This is a genomic window from Flammeovirga sp. SJP92, assembly GCF_001583495.1.
GTDB lineage: Bacteria > Bacteroidota > Bacteroidia > Cytophagales > Flammeovirgaceae > Flammeovirga.
Genome location: NZ_LQAQ01000018.1, coordinates 158,261 through 181,118 on the forward strand (window position 1 = coordinate 158,261; position 22,858 = coordinate 181,118).

General features: G+C 34.3%; 16 protein-coding genes. 4 read left to right on the forward strand and 12 right to left on the reverse strand.

Annotated features, from left to right (window positions below; translation table 11 throughout):
• Window positions 1-166 precede the first annotated feature (166 nt).
• Window positions 167-1,015 carry a hypothetical protein gene (locus AVL50_RS04430; RefSeq protein ID WP_157491139.1) on the reverse strand — a complete coding sequence of 283 codons (849 nt, stop codon included), beginning with the start codon at window positions 1,013-1,015 and terminating at the stop codon, window positions 167-169.
• A 132-nt stretch (window positions 1,016-1,147) separates the two neighbouring features.
• Window positions 1,148-1,639: a GNAT family N-acetyltransferase gene (locus AVL50_RS04435; protein WP_062615273.1), complete on the reverse strand. Its 492-nt coding sequence runs from the start codon at window positions 1,637-1,639 to the stop codon at window positions 1,148-1,150.
• 142 nt (window positions 1,640-1,781) lie between these two features.
• On the opposite strand from AVL50_RS04435, the gene AVL50_RS04440 reads away from it, so the two are divergent.
• A complete protein-coding gene (locus AVL50_RS04440) occupies window positions 1,782-5,696 on the forward strand; it encodes a chemotaxis protein CheB (RefSeq protein ID WP_062615274.1) in 3,915 nt (1,304 codons plus the stop codon).
• Window positions 5,696-6,133 (forward strand): BLUF domain-containing protein, encoded by a 438-nt coding sequence (locus tag AVL50_RS04445; protein WP_062615275.1) that lies wholly within the window; start codon window positions 5,696-5,698, stop codon window positions 6,131-6,133. The genes AVL50_RS04440 and AVL50_RS04445 overlap by 1 nt, the downstream gene beginning before the upstream one ends.
• A 44-nt stretch (window positions 6,134-6,177) precedes the next feature.
• Here the strand turns inward: AVL50_RS04445 and AVL50_RS04450 are convergent, their stop codons facing one another.
• The 7 genes from AVL50_RS04450 to AVL50_RS04480 form a co-directional block, all read right to left on the reverse strand.
• On the reverse strand, window positions 6,178-6,567 hold the full coding sequence (locus tag AVL50_RS04450) for a two-component system response regulator (protein ID WP_062615276.1): 390 nt from the start codon (window positions 6,565-6,567) through the stop codon (window positions 6,178-6,180).
• A gap of 344 nt (window positions 6,568-6,911) precedes the next feature.
• Window positions 6,912-8,900, reverse strand: coding sequence for a SusE domain-containing protein (locus tag AVL50_RS04455; RefSeq protein WP_157491140.1), 1,989 nt, complete (start codon window positions 8,898-8,900; stop codon window positions 6,912-6,914).
• An 81-nt stretch (window positions 8,901-8,981) separates the two neighbouring features.
• On the reverse strand, window positions 8,982-10,589 hold the full coding sequence (locus AVL50_RS04460) for a RagB/SusD family nutrient uptake outer membrane protein (protein ID WP_063850535.1): 1,608 nt from the start codon (window positions 10,587-10,589) through the stop codon (window positions 8,982-8,984).
• 23 nt (window positions 10,590-10,612) lie between these two features.
• The gene (locus tag AVL50_RS04465; protein ID WP_062615279.1) at window positions 10,613-13,570 is read right to left on the reverse strand and encodes a TonB-dependent receptor; all 2,958 of its coding nucleotides are present in this window, start codon (window positions 13,568-13,570) and stop codon (window positions 10,613-10,615) included.
• Window positions 13,571-14,282: 712 nt separating this feature from the next.
• A complete protein-coding gene (locus AVL50_RS04470) occupies window positions 14,283-14,906 on the reverse strand; it encodes a DsbA family protein (protein WP_082795658.1) in 624 nt (207 codons plus the stop codon).
• A 249-nt stretch (window positions 14,907-15,155) separates the two neighbouring features.
• Window positions 15,156-16,052, reverse strand: a complete 897-nt coding sequence (locus tag AVL50_RS04475) for an LD-carboxypeptidase (protein ID WP_062615281.1) — start codon at window positions 16,050-16,052, stop codon at window positions 15,156-15,158.
• Window positions 16,053-16,292: 240 nt separating this feature from the next.
• Window positions 16,293-16,901 (reverse strand): DUF3244 domain-containing protein, encoded by a 609-nt coding sequence (locus tag AVL50_RS04480; protein WP_062615282.1) that lies wholly within the window; start codon window positions 16,899-16,901, stop codon window positions 16,293-16,295.
• Between the two features lie 350 nt (window positions 16,902-17,251).
• Here AVL50_RS04480 and AVL50_RS04485 point away from each other — a divergent pair, with 350 nt between their 5' ends.
• Window positions 17,252-18,301, forward strand: coding sequence for a toxin-antitoxin system YwqK family antitoxin (locus AVL50_RS04485; RefSeq protein WP_157491141.1), 1,050 nt, complete (start codon window positions 17,252-17,254; stop codon window positions 18,299-18,301).
• Window positions 18,302-18,401: 100 nt separating this feature from the next.
• Window positions 18,402-19,451, forward strand: coding sequence for a hypothetical protein (locus tag AVL50_RS04490; protein WP_062615284.1), 1,050 nt, complete (start codon window positions 18,402-18,404; stop codon window positions 19,449-19,451).
• 55 nt (window positions 19,452-19,506) lie between these two features.
• Here AVL50_RS04490 and argH read toward each other — a convergent pair whose 3' ends face one another.
• The 3 genes from argH to argB form a co-directional block, all read right to left on the reverse strand.
• On the reverse strand, window positions 19,507-20,793 hold the full coding sequence (argH, locus tag AVL50_RS04495) for an argininosuccinate lyase (protein WP_062615285.1): 1,287 nt from the start codon (window positions 20,791-20,793) through the stop codon (window positions 19,507-19,509).
• 81 nt (window positions 20,794-20,874) lie between these two features.
• A complete protein-coding gene (locus tag AVL50_RS04500) occupies window positions 20,875-21,948 on the reverse strand; it encodes a M20 family metallo-hydrolase (protein WP_062615286.1) in 1,074 nt (357 codons plus the stop codon).
• 121 nt (window positions 21,949-22,069) lie between these two features.
• The gene (gene argB / locus AVL50_RS04505) at window positions 22,070-22,849 is read right to left on the reverse strand and encodes an acetylglutamate kinase (protein ID WP_062615287.1); all 780 of its coding nucleotides are present in this window, start codon (window positions 22,847-22,849) and stop codon (window positions 22,070-22,072) included.
• Between the last annotated feature and the right edge of the window lie 9 nt (window positions 22,850-22,858).

The following is a 22,858-nucleotide window of genomic DNA, read 5'->3' on the forward strand; positions in this document are numbered from 1 at the left end:
ATCCTCATAGCTTTAAGCATGTGTTTATTTTATGTGTTGTTTATTGGTTAAGGTTAAAGGTATGTGGATTTTTCGCATACCTTTTTCATTTCTAAAAATACGGACATAAAAAAAATAGTGTACTCCTTTCGGAATACACTATTCTAAAAATATTTTATTTATGCTTTCATTTTAGATCTACTGTCGAGGGAATGATTTCGTTCTTCATCAACCAGCTCTTTAATTCTCCTTCGAAAGGCTCACCATAAGTTGCATTGACATAAGTTCCCACTTCTTTAATGATCTCCTCGTCTTTACCTTTAATATTTAAAACTTTGATTAAAGTCTGTACTTCTCTGTAAAGTAATTTCTCATTGACAAAACAGATTTTCAATGAAGCAATTTTCTCAGTCTTTTTTGAGATGACACTTGTAATGAAAATTTCTACGGCAGATCCATGTTCAGGAATATCATATCTATCGATTGGGTATAAAGCCGCTTTGTTCAAAAGCATTTCACCATCATAGATTTTTAATACTTTGTTGACAGCCTGTTTATCGATTTCATATCTATAGATATAAGTTGTGCCTCCTTTTTTCTTGAAGACTTCTTTATCTAAGTTCAACGTATATTCATTTCCAAGAACCACTCTTTGGTTTTCTCCGAAATAACTGCCAATATCTTTAATATCCTTATTTGGAACTTCCGCTAGTCTTCTGCTACTCATATTGACATTTGCGGCAACTGGCATAATAACTTGTGTCAGCAAAGCTTCAAACTCTCCGTGACGGTTGTCTTTTGCTTTTGAGCCATCCAAAAGCATTCTACCTTTTTCTTTGCTGATTACAATAGCTTTTGCATTCGACTCAAAAAAGATAAGCTCTGTGTCTGAATGTATAATATCACCCACCATTAAATTTCTTTGAGAACTTGCGTCTTTTATATTTCCTGTCAGATGAAGGACGTAATAATCTTGGGAGAAACAAAGTGTAGTGCTTAGACCAAAGCTGATCAATACTAATATTAAGGTTTTCATAAATTTGTTCATTATCTAAAGCTCTTACAAAGATAGAGTTATATCATGAGCTTTCACTAAATCAACGTGATAAAACATGACATTCGTACCCTAAATTTTAAAAACAATGTTAATAATAATTGTTTTCACCTCTTAAACGGCCTTAAAAAGTATGTAATCATCCATCACATACCCTTCCCCAATATCAGCTACCACTTCATCTATCACACTGAATCCCATTCTTTTATACACTTCAATTGATGCTGTGTTATATTTATTCACCGTTAGTCGAATACCTTCTTTTTGGTGTTGTTTCGCCTCAATTGCAACAAAGTCCATCCCTGATTTTCCAATCTTATTTCCCCTGTATCTGGCCAGTACATAGATCTTACTCAAGAAGACCTGAGAACCCTCCAATTTGAACCCCAGATAACCAGCAGGTTCGTCATCAAAATAGAATAAATAATATTGAAGACCATCTTGCATTTGCTGTTTCATGGCCGGTACAGATTGGAACTTTTCTAACATATAGTCTACCTGCTTCTGACCAATTATTGCTACATAATGCTCATTCCATATTTCTATGGCTAATTTTTCAACAACTAAAATTTCTTTCTCTGATTGTACTTTTTTTATGGATAACATAGTATGTTTTTTTTGACAAAAGTAGCCATAATTAATTTCTCAACTATCACTATTGCCTTAAAAATTAAAAGAGATTAAACAGGCAAAATTAGGATAAACACTTTCACTCAATTAATTTGTAAAAAATAAAACTAATACAAAAATGACTCTTACTGATAAAACAAATTATGTAGTTGGGATTGGAGCTTCAGCAGGAGGTCTAGAGGCTATTAAAAGCCTTTTTGAAAATTATCATTCCGACCTAGGGATTGCTTTTGTGATTGTGCAACACTTATCACAGTCACACAAGAGTCTTATGCCTGAACTTTTACAGAAAATCACACACTTACCAGTTATAGAAGTAAACTCAAACCATGCTATAGAACCGAACCATATTTACATCATCAACAACCATTCTACCTTAACGATTAAGAAGAAAATGCTTATCAATCAAGAAAGAAGAAAAGAAGATAAGCAATTAACTTTTCCAATTAATACGTTGTTCAGTAGTTTAGCCGAAGAATATAAAAAAAAGGCGATTGGTGTTATTCTATCAGGTACTGGCAGTGATGGTACTGAGGGCCTAAAAGCAATAAAAGAACATGGGGGAATTACGTTTGTTCAACACCCTAATTCCGCTAAGTTCAATGGCATGCCTTTCTCTGCTATTAAATCAGCCAAAATAGATTTCATTATCAGCGCTGAAGAAATAGCAGATTCACTTTCCAACATCATCAATGGAGAAGGTGAAATCAACTTGAGTTATTATCACAAAATTGAAAATATATTAGAACTAATTGGTCAACAGGAAAATATTGATTATTCCGCCTATAAGCCTCAAACATTGTACAGAAGAGTGCTAAAGATGATGGAATACCAAAATATTAGTTCTATCAGTGAATATTATAGTCTTTTAGAAAATTCTCCTTTTGAGTGTAAAAAATTAGCTCAGAGTTTTCTGATTGGTGTTACAAGCTTTTTTAGAGATGCAGATGAATGGGTATATCTGGAAAAGGAGATCGTTCCAAAAGTCATAGAAAAAGATGTGATCCGTATTTGGTCCATTGGTTGTAGTTTGGGGCATGAAGCATATTCAGTTGCAATGCTTGCATTGGAAAGTGCACAAGACACACATCAGCTGAAAGAAATCAAGATATTTGCCACAGATTTAAATGCACATTCTATTCAAAAAGCCTCTGAAGGTATCTATGGCTCAGATGATGTAAAAAATATACCGAAGAAGTATGTTGCAAAATATCTAGATAAAATTGGCGAATATTATCAGGTGAAAGAGTCATTAAGAAATGTCATCACATTTGTACAGCATGACATACTTTCTACTCCCCCATTCCTCAACATCGATTTGATATTGTGTAGAAACTTATTGATCTATTTAAAACCAAAAGTTCAACAACAAATACTCAATACAATCAAATTTTCTCTTAATAAAGATGGGTATTTATTTTTAGGCCCTTCTGAGAAGAATTTTTCTGATAAATACCTTGTAGAGGAAGATGGAAAACATAAGTTTTTCAGGCTAACTGAGAAATTCAGAGGATTTGAAATTGACAAATCTAAAAAGATAAAGACAAATAAAATAAGGGTTCCAAAACAAAATAGAGTGCAAGTAGTCAACAAAGATTCTTTTGAATATGAGAATATTGAAAAGCAATTAATTGAATATTATTGTCAACCTATCATCGTTATAAACGAAAAAGAACAATTGGTGTTTTCTTCTGATGAAGTAGGGAAATACCTTAAGTTCCCCAAAAATGAACTTGTTCTTAAAGAAGTATTTGATTTTGATGTATACATTGACATTGTCCGTACTGTAAACAAAGCAAAAGAGGACGGAAAAAACCGTAAAATCTCCAACCTTAAGCTACAGTCACAAAGTAAAGTCAGTACAGATATTATTATCCGAAGACTAAAAACAGAGACCAACGACGATCTCTTTATTTTAGAGTTTTTTGATGGAAAAGAGCACAATAGTGAAAATGTCATTGAGCAGGACAGCACTATTCAAAACCTGAAAAGTGAAATCAAACACCTCCATCAAGAACTGAAAATTGCACACCGTCGTATTGAAAGAATCAATGAAGATTATCAGGTGAACAATGAAGAACTGATGTCTTCAAACGAGGAACTGCAGTCTAGCAATGAGGAATTGCAATCGGTCAACGAAGAATTGTATACCGTCAATCAAGAATATAAAGATAAACTGGATGAGATTTCTGTATTGAATGATGACTTCTTAAATCTCTTCCAATCAGCAGGAATTGCTTCACTGTACCTTGATAAAGATTTCAGTATCAGAAGAATTGCTCCTAACACTTCTGAGTTCTTTGGTATTGAAAAAGAAGATATCGGGCGAAATATCATGCAGTTCAATACTTTCTTCGAAATTCAAGGAGGGTTATTAGCTACTATTGAAAAGGCAGTTCTTGAAAATAAAATTCAGGAGCACGAAGTCAAAACCAAGAAAAATAAAACCTACTTACTAAGAGTTTCACCATTTGGCGAAAGGAAAAATAATACGGATGGAATAATATTATCATTTATTCCTATCAGCTCCCTGAAGCCTATCCAAAAACTGAAACAGAAAAACCATGTTTTAAGAGAACAAGTGACTCATTTTCTTCAATATTTCAGTTTGTTGAACATAGAAACATGGACTTGGGTAGCCGAAACCAATACTTTTAATTTTTCAGAGAATGTAAAACAGATTTTCAATTTTGATCAATATGAATCCTTCTTATGGAGATATATTGAGTCTCAATTACCTGCTGAAAATAGCCAAGTGTTTTCTGACAAAATCAATAAGTGCCTCAACAGTGGTCAAGCATTTGATATAATTCTTCATCTAAATGACCGTTTTTATAATTTTATCTGTCTTGCTGAAAAAAGCGACAATGGTAAGATCATGGGCATGTATGGAAGCATTGAAGACATTACCAATAAATACAATAGAGAGAGGTCTTTAGAAGATATAACTTCTACTTATCAGGGACTTTCAGAACTGAATCAATTTGGTACTATCAAAATCTTACAAGATGATCCAAACTACCTTAAAGTCAATGATACTTTATTGAACTGGCTGGGGTTAAATTCTTTGAAGAATACAATAAAAATTGAAGATTTTGTCTCGTTTATCCACCCTGATGACCATGGTATTTTTGAGAGTATTTTTGAAAAGAAACAGAAGAAATTTGATATCACTATTCGCGTAGAGCGTAAAGATAGACAGATTACCTATCTCAACATCACGGGCCTCAACAAGAGTGACAAAAAAGGGAATATAAAAATTCTTGCTATTGTATTTGACAACACTTACAACAAGTCAATTGAATCACAATGGGAAGAAACAGTGGAATTGGCTGAAAAAACAGCCCAAACGCTGGCTGTGCAAAACGAACAGCTTGAAAGCTATACTTATATTGCTTCTCACAACATACGCTCTCCTTTATCCAATTTATTGGCGTTAATGGAATTGTATCAGAATGAGGAGAAACAGGAAGCTAAAGAGAATTATTTAACGCTCTTTGAAAAGGCACTCGTTCAGCTTGAAAATACAGTCAACAACCTCACCGACGCAATCAAAGTACAGCAAAAGACGAAACTTGAACGCAAAAAGATCAGCGTCAAAGATGAGTTGATGAAAGTTTTGGATATTCTTTCTGGACAAATCAATAAATATGGTGTAGTCATAAGCCTTGATGTTGAAAAAAATCTAGAAATCAACTATCATGAGGAATACCTGAAGAGTATTTTCCTTAACTTACTTAGTAATGCCATTAAGTACCGTTCTCCGGAAAGATTGCCTAAAATAGAAGTAGAAGCCTTCCAGGAGAAGAAGTCTATTTATATTAGAATCAAGGACAACGGAAGAGGAATAGATCTTAAAAAATACGGACATAGAATTTTTGGTATGAACCAAACTTTTCATCATAATGAAGATGCAAGAGGGTTGGGCTTATTTCTTACTAAAACGCAAATAGAAGCTACTGGAGGAAATATTAATGTTTCTTCAGAAGTAAACAAAGGGACCACTTTTTCAATAAACATACCAAAATCATAATGATATCATCATACATTTACTCAAGTCAGACTAATAATGAAATTGAGGTTGAATCTCTCAGAGATATTCAAACGATAGCAAAGAGAGAAAATTTAGCCCACGGCATTACTGGTTATCTGACTTATAAAAAAGAGACTTTTATTCAATATATTGAAGGGCCGGAGGAAGATATTAAACAACTGATTACCAACCTCCATAATGATAAAAGGCATAATATCATTAAATCCATTCATTTTCCACCAAAAAAGGAAAGGGTTTTCAAAGATTGGAGTATGAGATACATTGAATACGATGAACTCATTGAAATTGGTTTTCATGAACTGTTGGAAACGGTATTTTTCACCGTTGGAAATAAAATTTTCGATGAAGAACAAGTCATTCAGAAACTGAATAATATGTTAGAAAAAATAGCTGTTACTCAGAAAAACATGAAATAAAAAAGAGAGGGAAATAATCATCTGGTATTATTTCCCTCTTTTCATTAAACTGATACATTCACACCTAGACATTCTCGTACTTTTGATTTAGAAAGGGGTTTTTCGATATACTTCTCTATACAAGGGTGCTTATTTGCCCTTTCTTTGTCTTTAGGATGTAAACTTGAACTAAGGACATAAATCTCAAAATGCTCCAAAAGGTTCCTATCCCTAATCTCATCTACGACCTGCCAACCGTCTAAACCGGGCATATTTAAGTCTAAAAACATTACATTTTCTTTTGAAAGGTCAATGTCATCGATGGATTGGAAGAAAGCATCACCACTCTTAAAGTAGAATTTGTCGATATCTGCTGTTTCTGGTAAGGAGTCAATAATAATTTTTGAGATATCAATTACCAACTGGTCGTCATCAATAAATATAAGCTGTTTCATGTGTAGTAAAAATAGAATAGATAAAGTGTAATAGCATTAGCGATTCTTCAAAATTAGATACTATTCTGAGATCAACTTTGATTAGAACTACATATAATTTAATCGAATCAAAGAACATTGTCAAAAAAAAATTAACTATAATTAAGAACCTCTTAACAATGTATACCTTGTGTAACATAATTACTTGAAATAGTTTTATTTACAATCATTAAAACTTCATTAATTACCGATAAACATATAAACCATTCAAGATCAGCGTGATGACATTAAAAAATTATTATATATAAAAAGAGGTTGTTTCTGACGAAACAACCTCTTAAGTCTATTTGTTAAGGATACTGCTATTATTTCTTCTCAATAGTGTAAGAGAATTTCTTAGTATCATTATCGTAAGTTAAAGTGATAGTGTAATTACCAGCATCTTCAACTTGGATATTAGCACCATCATAGTCAACCTCGTTGTCTACATCAGTTGCACCCATGTTATAATCCCAATTTCCATTAGCTCTGAACTTAAATTGACCATAAACTAATTCAATATCGATTGTCCATTTTTGAGTTCCAGCATCCAATGTCATAGGAACTTCAGAATCCCATCCTGTTCCTTTAACAGCATCACCAATCACACCCCACTCTAACACTTCTAATTCATAAGTTAAAGTAGAAGGGTTCATTTTCACATTGTAGTGATTAGCGTCAGCTACATCAATGTTTCCTGCACCACCATCAGTTGATAGTACACCATCAGACTCATAGCCGTAGTTTGTACCACCCCAGCCTGCTACAGAAGTGAATTTAAATCCACCTGCTGGCATCCAAAACCAGTTAGAGTAATCACCTTCAGGGTTTTGTAAGTTTACAACATCTTCCTCATTGTGTCCCCAATCGTTTACATCACCTACTACATAAAGTGTCTCAGCAAATGCTTGGTATGGAGTAATTGTAAGTTCTTGAGCATCTGACTCTAATTTAGAATTATCTACAAATAACGCTACAACTTTTACAGAGTGAGTTCCTGATACTTCAGCCTCACCACCATTTTTAAGTGCCGCTGCGTTTAATTCTGCTACTGTTAATGTAGTTGATAATTCAGTACCTTCATAGATTACTTGAGAACCTAAAAGCACTTGATATTTGTCTAATGCTACCTCACCGTAAACAGCTTCAGTCCAAGAAATTGTTTCGATATTTTGATCTTCATTTTCCTTCACAAGAACATAATCCAACACTGTTAGTGGTGTCATTACTGGTGCTGTGATTTCTACAGCTCCTTGGTAATAGTAGATGTAAGTACCAGGGTTTTTCAAGTCAAGAATAACCATTTTGTTACCTGCTGTCACTTCGATTGCTGGACCACCAATTTCAGCTACACCTGAAGCCTCACCCATACCGAAGTTATGCTCTTCAGATCCGTAGAAAGTATATGTACCAGCTACAAAATCAACATTTGCATATAAATAACGGCCTGTAGGGTCGTAATCCATTACAATTTCACCATTAGGAATTGCAGAACCTTTCAATTTGAATGTCATCGGCTCAATGTATAAAGAAGAAGAACCGTTTGTATTCATATAGAAGATACCTGGAGCTGGAGTAACTTTGATATCACCGCCTTCAGTAGACATTGTAGTTGTAAAACCATTTCCTTCACTAGCCCATTCTCCTTCTTGGCCGTAGTTTGCATCACCCCAAGTAGGTCCTGCACAAACTTTAAAGTTTGCATTCAAGTACATGTAACCTGTGTAAGGGCCTCCTTCTTCTTCTTCTGATCCTAAGATAGTAGTATCATCACCTTCTGTCCAATCTTGGTGATCACCACGAACATACATTTTATTATTTGGTAATGTAGGCTTGAAGAAAGGTAGAATATTCGCTGTTGCATCTTTAGTAGAAGCCACAACACCTGATCCTGTAGGAGCATCACCAATGAAAGCTCTGATACTTAATTTTACATTTTCTTCAGTTACCATACCTTCAGATAAAGCACCTGTAATTTTCATGATGGCATCGTTCATCTCTTTCTGAGAGATATCAACATGAGTTGCACTACCATTTACTAAAGTCACAACTTCTTGTTGGTCATAACCTTCAATTGCAGCTAAGATTTGGTAGTTGTACTCACTTTTTGCTCCAAAATTTGCTGCTGTCCACTCTAAAGATTCGAAATCATCTCCTGAAGTTTCTTCAGTAAAAACATAAAGCTCTTCTGAATCTGGAACTTTTGTAAACTCTGGGCTTACATACTCATCAGGGTTTCCAGTTTGTGTTAACTCTTTCTCACGGCAAGAGAAAAATGCCAAAAGAATAGTTAAAATTGATAATGCTTTTCTCATTACTTTTTCTATGTAAAGTTTTTGAAATATTTTGATTATCACAGCAATAAGTAGAGCTTATTGCTGTGATTTATGTTCTTTCTAGTATCCTTTATTCTGAACTAAGTTAGGGTTTGCACCAATCTCAGCAGAAGGGATTGGGTACACTTCATATCTTTCATCAACGTTAGTCAAACCACCTGCTGCAGTCTGGCTTCCTTTGAATGGCCAAGTTTGAACAACAGTTCCTCTAGTGAACGTGTTGAATCTTCTTAAATCTTGGCGTCTATGTCCTTCCCAGTATAACTCTCTTGCTCTTTCTTTTAATAATACTTCTGCAGAAACCGCAGGAACAGACTCAACTGAACGTCCTGCTCTTTCCCATAGTGTTCTGATGTTTCTATTATTTGCAGCACCATTCATTCTCCACTCAATCTCAGTTTGCATTAACAATGCATCAGCAACACGGAATACAGGGTAGTTAGTCTCTGCATAAGTAGCATGACCTTGAACTCCTTTTGAGTTTACATTTCTGAACTTAGTTACTTGAACACCTTGGTTAAACTCCATAAAGTTTACAATGTCTGCCATTTCATTACCATCACCATCTTTGTGTATGAAGAATAATGCTCTATCATCAGTTAAGCCACCGAAGTAATCTCTTAATGTAGAAGTTGATCTGTTACCACCCCAACCTGGAGCACCCATCATATCTCTATCCATATCACCACCTGTTGCAGCATTGATAATATATGTCATACCGCCCCAAGTTCTTGTTTGGTCACCGAAGTAGTTGATTGAGAAAATGATTTCCTTATACTCTTCATAATTATCCATTACGAATAACGATTGGTATGCTGAAACATCATTCTTTGCAGTATTAGAAATTGCATAATTGTTTACAACAAGATCAGTATATTTTTTAGCTTCATCTAAGTGAGCTTCGTTAATATAAACCTCAGCATTTAAGTATACTTTCGCCAATAACATATATGCTACACCTTTGTTCGCTTGACCAAACAAACTTGAAGAAACGTCTACTAAGTGATGATCATTCGCATCATCAATAATATATTTCAATTCAGTAGTAATGTAATCAAACAATTCTCTACCACCTTGTTTACCCCAAGGCATTGGAAGGTCTGAACCTACAGCATTTTCTTCTGTTACTTTCGGCACACCATTACCATATAAATCTAATGCATGCCAGTAAGAGTATGCTCTTAAGAAACGAGCCTCCGCTACTTGTCTTGTTAGATCAAATTCAGCACCTTCACAGTCTCTGATAAACTGGTTTGCTAAAGAAATTTGGTAAATGATTCTGTAGTAAAGAGCCTCGTTTAATGTGTTAGACGTTGTCCAAGACATTGTAGACATATCTGGTTGACCTGGGTCAGTCCAGCAGTTGATTGCTTCGTCAGTCGGTAATTCCTGAGCTTCCCAATATCTACGAAGATATTGAGAGGCTCCTTCATCGATACCACCTAAATCACCATTACCATCAGGTCCTTGCTGACCAGTTACTGCATAACCTGCGTATAACTTTGCCAAACCCTGATTGTAATCCTCAACTGTTTGATACACTTTATCTTTAGTATCCACATTTGGATCTACTGGAGTTGTGTCCAACTGGTGCAAGCATGATGTAAACGTAGTAGTCGCTACAATCAGTGCCGGTGCAATATATTTTTTTAATGAATTTAAGTTCATCTTAATTTCTAATTAATCGGTTATTAAAAGTTCACGTTGAAACCTAACATGTAAGTAGTTGGTCTTGGATACATATTGTTATCAATACCACCTTGAATCTCTGGGTCAACACCCTTGTAGCTTGAGAATACAAATGGGTTATTCACTGTACCAAATACTCTTACACTTGAGTTACTTCCCCATAAGTTATTGAAGTTGTAACCTACCATAATGTTATCGATTCTCAAAAAGTTAGCATCTTGAATGTAGTAATCAGAGTGTAACTGATTAGCTTGGAATCCTGTATTATAAATATCAGTCGTTACGTTGTTAGTGTTGTTGTTCGCAGGTACATACAATTGGTTGTAAGCCGAGTTGTTTGAATCAACGTTGTTGTATACTTGAGCACCAAACTGTGCACGGCCTGCAAGACTGAATTCCCAGTTTTTGTACATTACACGAGTTGTAAAACCAAAGTATACGTTTGCCATTGGATCACCTGCAATGTATTTATCTCTGTCATCAATAATGCCGTCTCCGTTTCTATCTACATAAGCACCTTCAATTGGCTTACCATTGTCATCGTAAATTTGCTCATATACTAAGAATGAATAAGGAGTGTAACCTACTCTGTGGATTTGGATTGTTTCACCAGTACCACCAGAAATACCACCTACTTTCACACCTTCGTAATCAGGATCGTCTACAGTAGTCAACTTCGTAATTTTCGAGTCGTTCCAAGTCATGTTAACACCGAAGTCCCAGTGGAAATCTTGCTTTTGGATCACTTTGTAATTCAATGATAATTCAAAACCTTTGTTTTCCATTGAACCTACGTTTGTTAACAACATGTTAGTCAAGTTAGAACCACCAGGAACAGGGATTACGTTCAATAAGTCATCTGTTACTCTGTAGTATGCTTCTGCTGAACCTGTCAATCTATCATTGAAGAAACCGAAGTCTAAACCAACGTTGTAAGTAGTTGTTTGCTCCCATTTAATGTTTTCATCATAACCTTCAGGACGAGTAGTGTTGATATATTCCCACTGACCTGTTTGAGGGTTGTAGAAACCATATCTTGAGTATTCGTCACCTCTTGTATAAACATTCATGTAAGGATAATCACCTTGTCCGATATTTTGCTGACCTGTTACACCAACACCTGCTCTTAATTTCAAATCAGAAACGAAGTTTACTGATTGCATCCAAGATTCCTCTTTGATTTTCCAAGCTAATGCTAATGAAGGGAAAGTACCCCATCTGTTATTAGGAGAGAAGCGAGATGTACCATCTTGACGAACAGTAACAGTAGCCATATACTTATTGTTGAAAGTATAGTTTGCTCTACCAAAGAATGACATTAAGTAATACTCAGTAGCCCAAGGTTGGTTTTTCATTTCATAACCGTAACCGTTTTGTTCAACTGTAGTACCTTCTTGGTAGAAGTGTTGCCAAGAATAACCACCCATTACATCAAACTTATGCTTACCAATTTCTTTGTTGTATTGTGCGAATAAGTCTAATAATTCATTTCTTTTCTCTTGTGTGTAATCTGAAACAAAACCACCTTTTTGCTCAATGCCTGAAGGTGCATTGTTCTCGTTCCATGAAGTTTCAATTCCTTCATATACACCACCTTGTGCAGATGAGTAATCATAACCAGCATTTACTTTTAATACTAGGTCTTCAAAACCGTGGATTTTATAATCAATCTGAGCGTTACCAATACTTCTGTTTACATTTGAAGTATTTGAATTTTGATTAATCATCGCCATTGGGTTAGAAGGAGCATTTACTGATCTTCCTGACATTGGATCATCAGAGTTTGTCCAAGTATGATATCCACCATATTGTGGGTATCTGCTGTCATAAATAGGCTGTGTAGGATCATAAGCAACAGCACTACCAATTGCACCTGTATTACCAAACTTGTTGTTTACAAACATACCTTTGATGGATGCATTTACTGACAAGTGGTCATCTAAGAACTTAGGAGAAACGTTTAAGTTTAATGTAGTACGATCCATTGATGAACCTTTCAAAGTACCATTATCTAAAGTATAACCAGCTGAAGCACGGTAAGGTAACCAACCTTTCACATTACCAGATACACCTACGTTGTGGTCAGTAGATACTGAAGTATTGAATACTTCTTCTTGCCAGTCAGTGCTTGCTGAACCTAGTAAATGCTCACCTGGTCTACCCGACATAATTTCTCTGTATTGATCTGCTGATAATACGTCAACTTGATTGTTTAATGTATTTACTGAAACTGAACCGTTGTAGCTTACATTGATAGTTGATTCATTAGTAGAACCTTTCTTTGTAGTAATGATGATTACACCATTTGATGCTCTTGAACCGTAAATTGCTGTTGCAGAAGCATCCTTCAATACTGTCATTGACTCAATATCCGCTGGGTTAATTGCATTCAATGGGTTTCTCATACCTGAAATACCATCTGAATCTACTGGCACACCATCAATTACGATTAATGGGTCATTTGAAGCTGTAAGTGATGAACCACCACGAATACGGATTGTTGAACCTGAACCAGGAGCACCACCACCTGTAGTAATCTGAACACCAGCAACCTTACCTTGTAATAACCCTTGAGGTGAGTTGATTGCACCTTTATTAAAACCATCAGCAGTAATTGCTTCAACTGAACCAGTTGCGTCTTTCTTAGTCGTACTACCGTAACCAATAACTAGTACCTCATCTAATTGCTCTGCATCTACATCCATTGGAACGTCAATCACTTGCTGAGAACCAATTACAATATCTTTCGTTACATAACCAATATAACTAAATGATAAAATTTCATCTGTAGATGAGACATTTAAGATATACTGCCCATCAAAGTTGGTTGTTGTACCTTGAGTAGTACCTTTAATAATGACAGCTACACCAGGAAGTGGCGTCCCGTTTTCATCTACTACAGTACCTTTAATAGACTTTTCCTGTGCAAATACTAGGCTACTACCTAAAGTAAAGAGCATACACAAGAGGGTACAAACAAAATGCTTGTTTGTAAAACGTAATTTTACATTCATAACTAAACAGTTAAAATTGATTGCTTTTTATTTTTTAAATAATGCGTAAGCGAGTCAAGGTGAAAAATATCACTTTTCTACCAAGCTCTAAAAAAAATTAGGTCTGACTTTTTATGGATTCTTAATAATAAGTTTAACAAATTTCTTTTTTTATTTCATCATTCCATCATTGCTTAAAAATTTACAAGTGCAATATAAACACTTTAAGGATCAGAATATGATTAATTTTTTATAAATAAAAATCTTAAATTTAACACAGATAATATATATAACAATCTCAATTACCTATTTTAATCCCTAAACTCTTTGTTTTATGTTAAAATTTACAAAGCAAACGGTTGTTGGTCATGTTAATTTTAAGTTAAATGAAATGAGTCATTTTAACTTCTGTAGAATGTTTTTTGGATTTTATTGAGATATTAACACTCATATTTTAATTAAAAATCATTCGAGAATTTCCGAAATCGGTTGCTGAGAAAAATGTTTATATTATTACATATAACCAAACAAAATAAAATCCCTCTACAAAAATGTAACAACGTTAACTTTTGTAGAGGGATTTTTGAAAAAATTGAACTATTCTAACTTAAAAACTCTTATTTTTTATAATAGAAATTTATAAGGGTTCTTTTCTGGCTTTTAAAGACTTTTATAGGTTTTAGAGCGTATGTCCATAGACTTTATCTACCATCTCATCTCCATCAAAATAACCCGCCGCTAATTCAATTATCTCTCCTCCTGTTTTTTCAAGTACCAAAGATGGAAACCCCTTTGCTAGATGACGGGCTTTATTAATTTCTGTAATCGTATCTTTTTGATCTTCTTCTGCTCCCCAGGAATCCATAAATTTGGTAATATCTATGTCTAAATTTTTCAAAAGGGTTAAGTAAGTTTTAAAGTCATCAAAACGTTGTCCGAAATAAAACTGTGCCTTCTGCAATTCTGAAATAAAGGCAAGGGTCTTTTCTGGAGCATTCTTTTTTATCCATGTAATTGCCAATGCAGGCTCAAAGCTAGAAAAAGTATACGTTTCATCTTGTGCCAACTCATAAAACTCCGTACTTACTAGTGCACCTGTTTTTTGTTCCATTACAGGTGAATGCTGTTTCATAAACTGATAGGTTTGTGTACCTCCTTTTGGAGCTTGTTCACCGATCCACATTCCTCCTACAAGAAATTCAAATTGAATTTCATCTTTATATGCATCGTAAACTTTCTGAATATTCTTGCTATTACCATAGCACCACCCACATTGTGGATCCATTATGTATATAATTTTCATCCTATTTTTATTGTTTGAACAAATATTGATTATTTTTTAGTATAAAAAAATAGTTCACCTTATTCAAAAAGTGAACTACTAAAAAATATGGGCTAATTACCTTTATATTTTTTTGATGTTTAATTTCTTCTGGTAATGATTCTAGTTTATCAAACACAAGATAACATTATATACTTTATTATTTCACTCTCAATTATCGTATTAGTTTAAAAACTTCATTTAATCCAAATGAATACCATTAATTGAAAACTATTTTTGAGCTACAATTTCAATAAGTGCTCTATCACCTATACACTTTATCCTGTATTGTTGTCCAAACATCATTGGCGTATTAGGAGTGTCATGTCCTGCTGCAACATCAGTAATAACAGGTACATCCACTTTTTCCTTAACCATTCTATTAATACTTAATGGAAAAAAGGGTTCTTCTTCGTCTGGTATATTAGAAAACTGTCCTAAGATAATTGCTTTAACTCCCTTCAAAGCACCACTTCTTTTAAGATGAGTTAAATAACGGTCTATCTGATAGGGCTTTTCTCCAATCTCTTCCAGAAATAGAATTTTATTTTCAGTATTCAATTCAGTATAAGTAGCAATCTGATCTGCCAAAAGACATAAATTTCCTCCCACAATTTCTCCCTCAATAATCTGATCACTGAATTTCTCATTGACTTCTCCCTTAATACAAGGAAATTCATCATAAAAAAGAATACCTTTTAATTGACTTATACTAACCTCTAGTTCCTTATTAGAAAACTGTCCAACCATGGGAGCATGCAATGATGGAAAACCAAGATTGTTGATACAGGTATGAAGTGCTGTAACATCCGAAAAACCAATGATGAGTTTAGGATGATCAATAAATTTTGCCCAATCAATTCTATCAATAATTCGAGTAAGTCCATATCCTCCTCTTGCCATAAATATTGCCTTGACTTCAGGATCATCCAATGCCATCTGTAGCTTTCCAATTCTTCTACTATCAGCTCCGGCAAGACTACCCCATTCAGCAGCCCATTCTTGATCATTAGGCACTATCAATCCCCACTCTCTTAATATCTCTATACCTTGAAGTGTTGCTTCCACATCCACTTTTCCAGAACTTGCCACCACAGCCACTTTATCTCCTCGCTTTAAAGTCATCATATATTACTACCTGTTAATAGTTTAAGCCAAAGTGAATGTTAGAAACCCAATTGAGAATAATGGAGACCTCAAACGTACCCTTTGCACTTTCTTTGATTCTACTAAAAATAACAATTACTGACTATATTCATTATTATTCAAGGTCAAACTTCTCTTTCCGTCTTATTTTATCTTTTAAAAAAACAAAGGCTGACTCCAAAAATGGAATCAGCCTTTAACGTAACAAACAAGGGTATTACACTAAAACATTGTAATTGTCTCAGTATAAGTCACATCATTTTCAACAACATTCAAAATAAATTGACTGACACCCAAAGTTCTTAAATCTATATTTGTAATGGCATTTTCTCCTGACAGAAAAGATGTTTCATACAACAACTCGTCATCTCCGTTTGGAGATTTAAATACTAAGTTTACATTTTCTGATAAAACGTTTGTTGTTTCTACTTTCATCATTTGTCCATTCATTCTTACAACAATTCCTCTGTTTCTTGTTTGAATTGAATAATCTCTTAATGAAATTCTTTTAGATTTAGAAAGTTTAAACTCTCTTCTTACAACTTTATCTTCAAAAGACATTTTGAAAGTATATGTTCCTTTTTCTAAAATTGCTAAATCAATATTTTCAATTTTATCTGCATTTACAACGAAATTCTCTTCCATGTATTCGTTACCTTCATCATCAATAATTTCGATTTTAACATCTTTATTATCTTGAATTTGAGAAGAAAAATTAATGGATACAATCGACTTTTTTACAGAGATTGAATACGAAAGGTCATTAGCAATAGCTGTAAAAGAAAGAACATTTAGTATTAGCGTTGTGATTAATATTGTTAATTTTTTCATGTCTAGCAAAAAGTTTAAATAATATTTAGTTCAAAAGTTTGTACCGTAAAGATAGCAATAGTAGTCAATGTAAAACATGCTAAATAACATATTTTGCAAAATATTCTACTGAAAAATCAATTAAACGTAAAACAAACAATTATTAATTGTACTTTAAAAAGGAGAAAAAGTATTATTTAATGATGTATTTTGAACACTTTTTAAAGATCATTTTGGAGCTACAAATCAATATTTTACGATTTATCAAAAGTAAAATCGAGAAAAAAGCATTTACTGTTGCTTTGGAAAAAACATTATATATATTACAACAGTACTAGATCAAATCATAAACCATCCAACTTTTCAATCTAATGAAATTTGTATGTCTAATTCTTCTCTTATTCACATCCTCTTTGTCAGTGACTGCCCAAAAAAGAGTTTATTATAATAACGATTTACAGGAAGTACCCTCTTCCTCACCCGAGAAAAAATATTATAGTGAATATGAGTTTATGGAGGTGAACCAAGATGGATATTATCAACATAGTTTGTATGACCTTAACGGTCAATTGGCAAAACAATTTCTCACTGAAGGGTCATCAATATTAAGCAAGCAATTTGGGGTATTTACATCTTACTATACAAACGGGCAAATAGAGTCTAAAGGGAATTTTATTGTCGGAAAAAAAGCTGGAACTTGGAAGCTCTTTTATAATAATGGTAGCTTAAAAGAGGTCGGGCAATATGAAAATGATATTAAAGTTGGCACTTGGAAAAGATTTTACAAAAATGGACAACTACAATACACTTATACAGATAGTTACACTTCTGAAAGTCAATATGTAAAGAGAGTTTATGAAAATGCATGGAACACTTCTGGACAGCAGACACTTTCTGATCAAACTGGAACCATCAAATATTACAATGAAAAGAGGAAATGTACTGAAGAAGGAGAATTGAAAGGAGGAAAAAAAGAAGGAAACTGGATTGGGATATATGAAAATGGCCAAAAATATTATGAGGAAAAGTATGAGGCTGATTCTTTAATCAATGGAATAAGCTGGGATAAGAATAATCAAAAATATGAATATAACACTTTAATGATTGAAGCTTATCCAGAAATTGGTTATAGAAAGTTTGATAAGAAGTTTTACAATAAATTTCAAGCCAAGTATCTTACAAAAAATATTTTCAATAATAGCTATACTTATGCAGAAAAGCTTTTCCTTGTTTTTGATATTAATCTAGATGGATCTATTACTAACATTCACTTTTTAAACCCTCAACTTCCAAGTGTGAATAACGCCGCCAAGAATACTTTATTAGAATTAAAAAAATGGGTTCCTGCAGTTGAAAGAGGACAAAAAGTTCCATCTACATTTGTTCTCCCAATTGAATTATTTTCGAGCGACGAATATTAACCCGCAGTTGCATTTCTGTATAACATAGTCTTGGATTGGTCTAAATATTACTTTACTTTTAGCGTTTACAAAAGTATTTTTTTTATAAGCAAACCACCTAATGCGTCATTTTTTTATTTTTCAAATTCTCTTACATCTCTCATTTACATCCTACAGTCAAGACCGTATTTTTCTTAATGCTGATTTGGAAGTTGTTGAGCAAGAAGATAAAAAAGCACTCTATTATACTAAAAGCAATCCTATTGGGATGAGTGAAAGAGGATATTATTTACAACAAGTCTATCATCTAAATAATACAATTGCTAAACAGTTTGAAACAGAGGGCGAAGTTGTCAACAGTGCTAAAATAGGTTCTTACATCTCTTATTTTGAAGATGGAACAATTCATTCCAAGGGATCTTTCAAGAAAAATTTCAAAACTGGTTTTTGGAAAGAATATTATCAAAATGGTCACTTAAAAGACAATGGAAAATATATAGAAGGACTAAAAGAAGGTGTTTGGATTAAAAACTTTAATAATGGGAAAATCAACTATAAATACATAGTGAAATATGATGAAAATGGCTTCAACTATATAAGAACCGATTTCATAAATGCCTGGGATTCTACTGGTATTCAAACTATGATTGACCGAAATGGATCTATATCGTATTGGAATGAAATAGAACAATGTTTTGAGAGCGGAAGTTTTATTAATGGCAAAAAAGAAGGAACATGGAAAGGTTTTTACGCTGATTCATCTGCTTATTACATTGAGACATATGAAAATGGAGACTTGATCAGCGGAAAAAGCTGGAACAAATTCAATGATGAATATTCATATACTACCTTAAAAACGTTTGCTCATCCTCAAAAAGAGTATAAAAAATTCTACCGTGAATTCAATAGACAATTTGAAACCAGGCTTTTAGGGAATAACTTCTTTAAAATTCCAGAATATTTTTACTTCGGGACAGTTTTTCTAAAATTTGAGGTCAAGGTTGATGGTTCTTTAACGGGGTTTGAGTTCTTAGTTCATCAAAGAGATGAAGTCAATGGAGCTGCTCAAAAAACACTGATGAGTTTTGGTAGATGGGTTCCTGAAAGAAAAAGAGGGCAATTAGTACATTCTAGTTATTTCATCCCTATAAATTTCTCTACCACTTTCTAAAGAAAAGCCTCTTTAATTTCGAGAATTAAAGAGGCTTTTTCTAAAAGAAGTTTACTTAAAAATATGTTTCTTCCATTCTCTTCTTAATAATATCATTACCCAAGTTGCCAATACTACCTTCATGGCTATGATTGACTGTTCTTTCTGGATTGTACTCTCCTTTTTCGATTCCCTCACCAACGATCACATACGCTTCTCTGAAAGGAATACCTTGAAGCACTAGTTTGTTTACTTCCTCTACAGAGAATAAGTAATCATAAATAGGTGCTTCTAAAAGGTCTTTAGTTGGCTCCATTTTTTCAAACATCAACTTCGTCATCTCCAAGCAGTCATTCAACATCTCAATTGCTGGAAGTAAGATCTCCTTGATTTGCTGTAAATCTCTATGATAACCTACTGGAAGGTTACTTAAGATTGACATGATTTGTGTAGGTAATGATGTAATTTGGTTACACTTCGCTCTTGTCAATTCCAAAACGTCAGGGTTTTTCTTATGAGGCATAATACTCGAACCTGTTGTGAACTCGTTAGGGAATTTGATGAAACCAAAGTTACCACCTGCATACATACAACCGTCCATTGATAGCTTTGCCACTGTTGCTGCTACAGAAGCCATCGCATTCGCTACATGGTATTCTGTTTTTCCTCTACCCATTTGAGCATAAACTACATTGACAGCCATCGATTGGAATTCCATCAACTCTGTCGTTTTTGTTCTGTTCAATGGGAAAGAAGAACCATACCCTGCCGCTGAACCTAGTGGGTTTCTATCTGTGATATCATAAGCTGCTTTCAGCATCACCATATCATCTACTAATGACTCAGCATAAGCGCCTAACCAAAGACCAAAAGAAGAAGGCATTGCCACTTGCATGTGCGTATAACCTGGCATTAAGTAATCCTTGAACTCTTCTGATTTCTCAATCAAAGTATCAAATAATGCTTTCGTATTGTTGGCTACTTCCTTCAATGCATCTCTTAGATACAATTTAAGGTCTAATAAAACTTGGTCATTTCTCGATCTACCTGAGTGTAATCTTTTACCAACATCACCATATCGTTGTGTCAGTAACATTTCCACTTGAGAGTGAACATCTTCTACGCCATCCTCAATCACAAAATTACCTTTCTCAATTTCTTCGTAGATTTCCTGAAGTCCTTTTAATAAGATGTCTCTATCTTCTTCTGTCAGTAATCCTACCTCTGCCAACATTGTAGCATGAGCCATCGATCCTTTTACATCATAAGGAGCCAGTAAAATATCCAATTCTCTATCTTTACCTACTGTAAATTTATCCACTTTTTCATTTACAGTATAGGTAGACTTCTGCCAAAGTTTCATCTCTATCTATTTTTATTTTTTTATTTCTAATCAATTAAAGGGAACATACCAATGATTGCGGGTAGACACATAGGTCTACCCCTACGGGGTCATGATAAATGCACCTTCTAGGATGCGAATATAATCATTAATTCCGTCTGCTATTTCGTCCAACAAAATATACTCATTAGCAGTATGTGACCTTGCTGAATCACCAGGTCCTAATTTTAAACTAGGAATCGGCATCAAAGCTTGATCTGATAACGTAGGAGAACCATACGTTTCTTTCTGATATTGCATTCCTGCTTTTACTACAGGATGATTTAATGGTGCTCCAGAAGGATTTAATCTTGTTGAACGAGGAGTCACTTTACAACTCACATGCTCTCGGATATGCTCCAACGTTTCCACATTAGAATAAGCATCTGTGGTACGTACATCCACCACAAATTTACACTCTGATGGAACCACGTTATGCTGTGTCCCTGCCTCAATGCAAGTCACCGACATTTTGATTGGGCCTAGTGTTTTAGATTCTTTAGGGAAATGATAGTTTCTAAACCACTCAATATCCTTCATCGCATTGTAGATGGCATTTACTCCTTCATTTCTTGCTGCGTGCCCTGACTCTCCTTCAGCCACACAATCCAACACCATCAATCCTTTTTCGGCAACAGCCAATTGCATTTGTGTAGGCTCACCTACAATTGCAAAATCAATTTTCGGCAATTGATCCCATACATCTGCAATACCTTCTCTTCCCGAAATTTCTTCTTCAGCAGAAGCACAAATCACTAGGTTGTAAGGAAGGTTTTCTTTTTCATAAAAATAAAGAAATGTGGCAATCAAACTCACTAAAGGACCTCCTGCATCATTACTTCCCAAACCATACAACACTCCATCTTCTACGGTAGGAGCAAAAGGATCTCTTGTCCAATCCTTATTTGGTTTTACAGTATCTATATGAGAATTTAAAAGAATAGTCTCTTTTGAGGGATCAAAATGAACATTTTTAGCCCATAGATTATTTTTATATTGATGAATCTCAATGTTGTTTTCAATAAAAAAACGAGCCACTATTTCCGCTACGTCATCTTCCTCTCTACTTAAAGATTCTGTGGCTATCATTTGCTTTAAAAGCTCAATGGCTTTCTCGACTAATTCCTGATGTTTCATCTTTATTTATTTTTCAGCTAAAAACGTAAATATGGAATTCAGATTTCTTGTTTTATACAAAATCTGATTGCTTATAATGTAAATTATGAAAACAATCAGATTAAAAGTAATCTACATTAAATTACTCTCCAATAATCTTCGTCCCTTTTGGAGTATTGGCTAATAAACCTTCAACTTTTCCTAGCCATACTTCTTTTACAGAAGCTTCAATTGCATCAAAAGCATTTTTAAGTTTTGGCAACATACCATCTGCTACTACCCCTTCCGCTTTGAACTGCTCAAATTTTTGAGGATCCAACTCTTCTACTAATGAATTATCATCATTGATATCCAACAATACACCCGCCTTCTCAAAGCAATATCTTAAAGACACTTCATGACCTGCCTGACCTAAAGCCACTGCCACTGCTTGTGCCATAGTATCGGCATTAGTATTTAATAATTGTCCTTTCTTATCATGTGTCAAAGGTGCAATTACTGGCGTGATACCCTCTTTTGCTAAATTGGCAATTGGCCCTGCATTTGCTTTTCGAACATCACCCACAAAACCAAAGTCAATTTCCCATCCCGTTCTTTTGTCCGCTTCAATGATATTAGCATCAGCACCTGTCAATCCAATGGCATTAGTACCTTTTGCTTGAAGTTGAGCTACAATTCTCTTGTTGACTAAACCTCCATATACCATTGTCACCACTTCTAAAGTATCAGCATCTGTAATACGTCTTCCATCCACCATTTTAGGTTCAATGCCTAAACGCTGTGCCATAGCTGTCGCTAATTTACCTCCACCATGCACTAATACTTTTGCTCCTTCTAGCTGAGAAAATTGTTCTAAAAAAGAGGATAATGCCACCTCATCGTTGATCACATTTCCTCCTACTTTGATTACTGATATTTTCATTTTTGTATT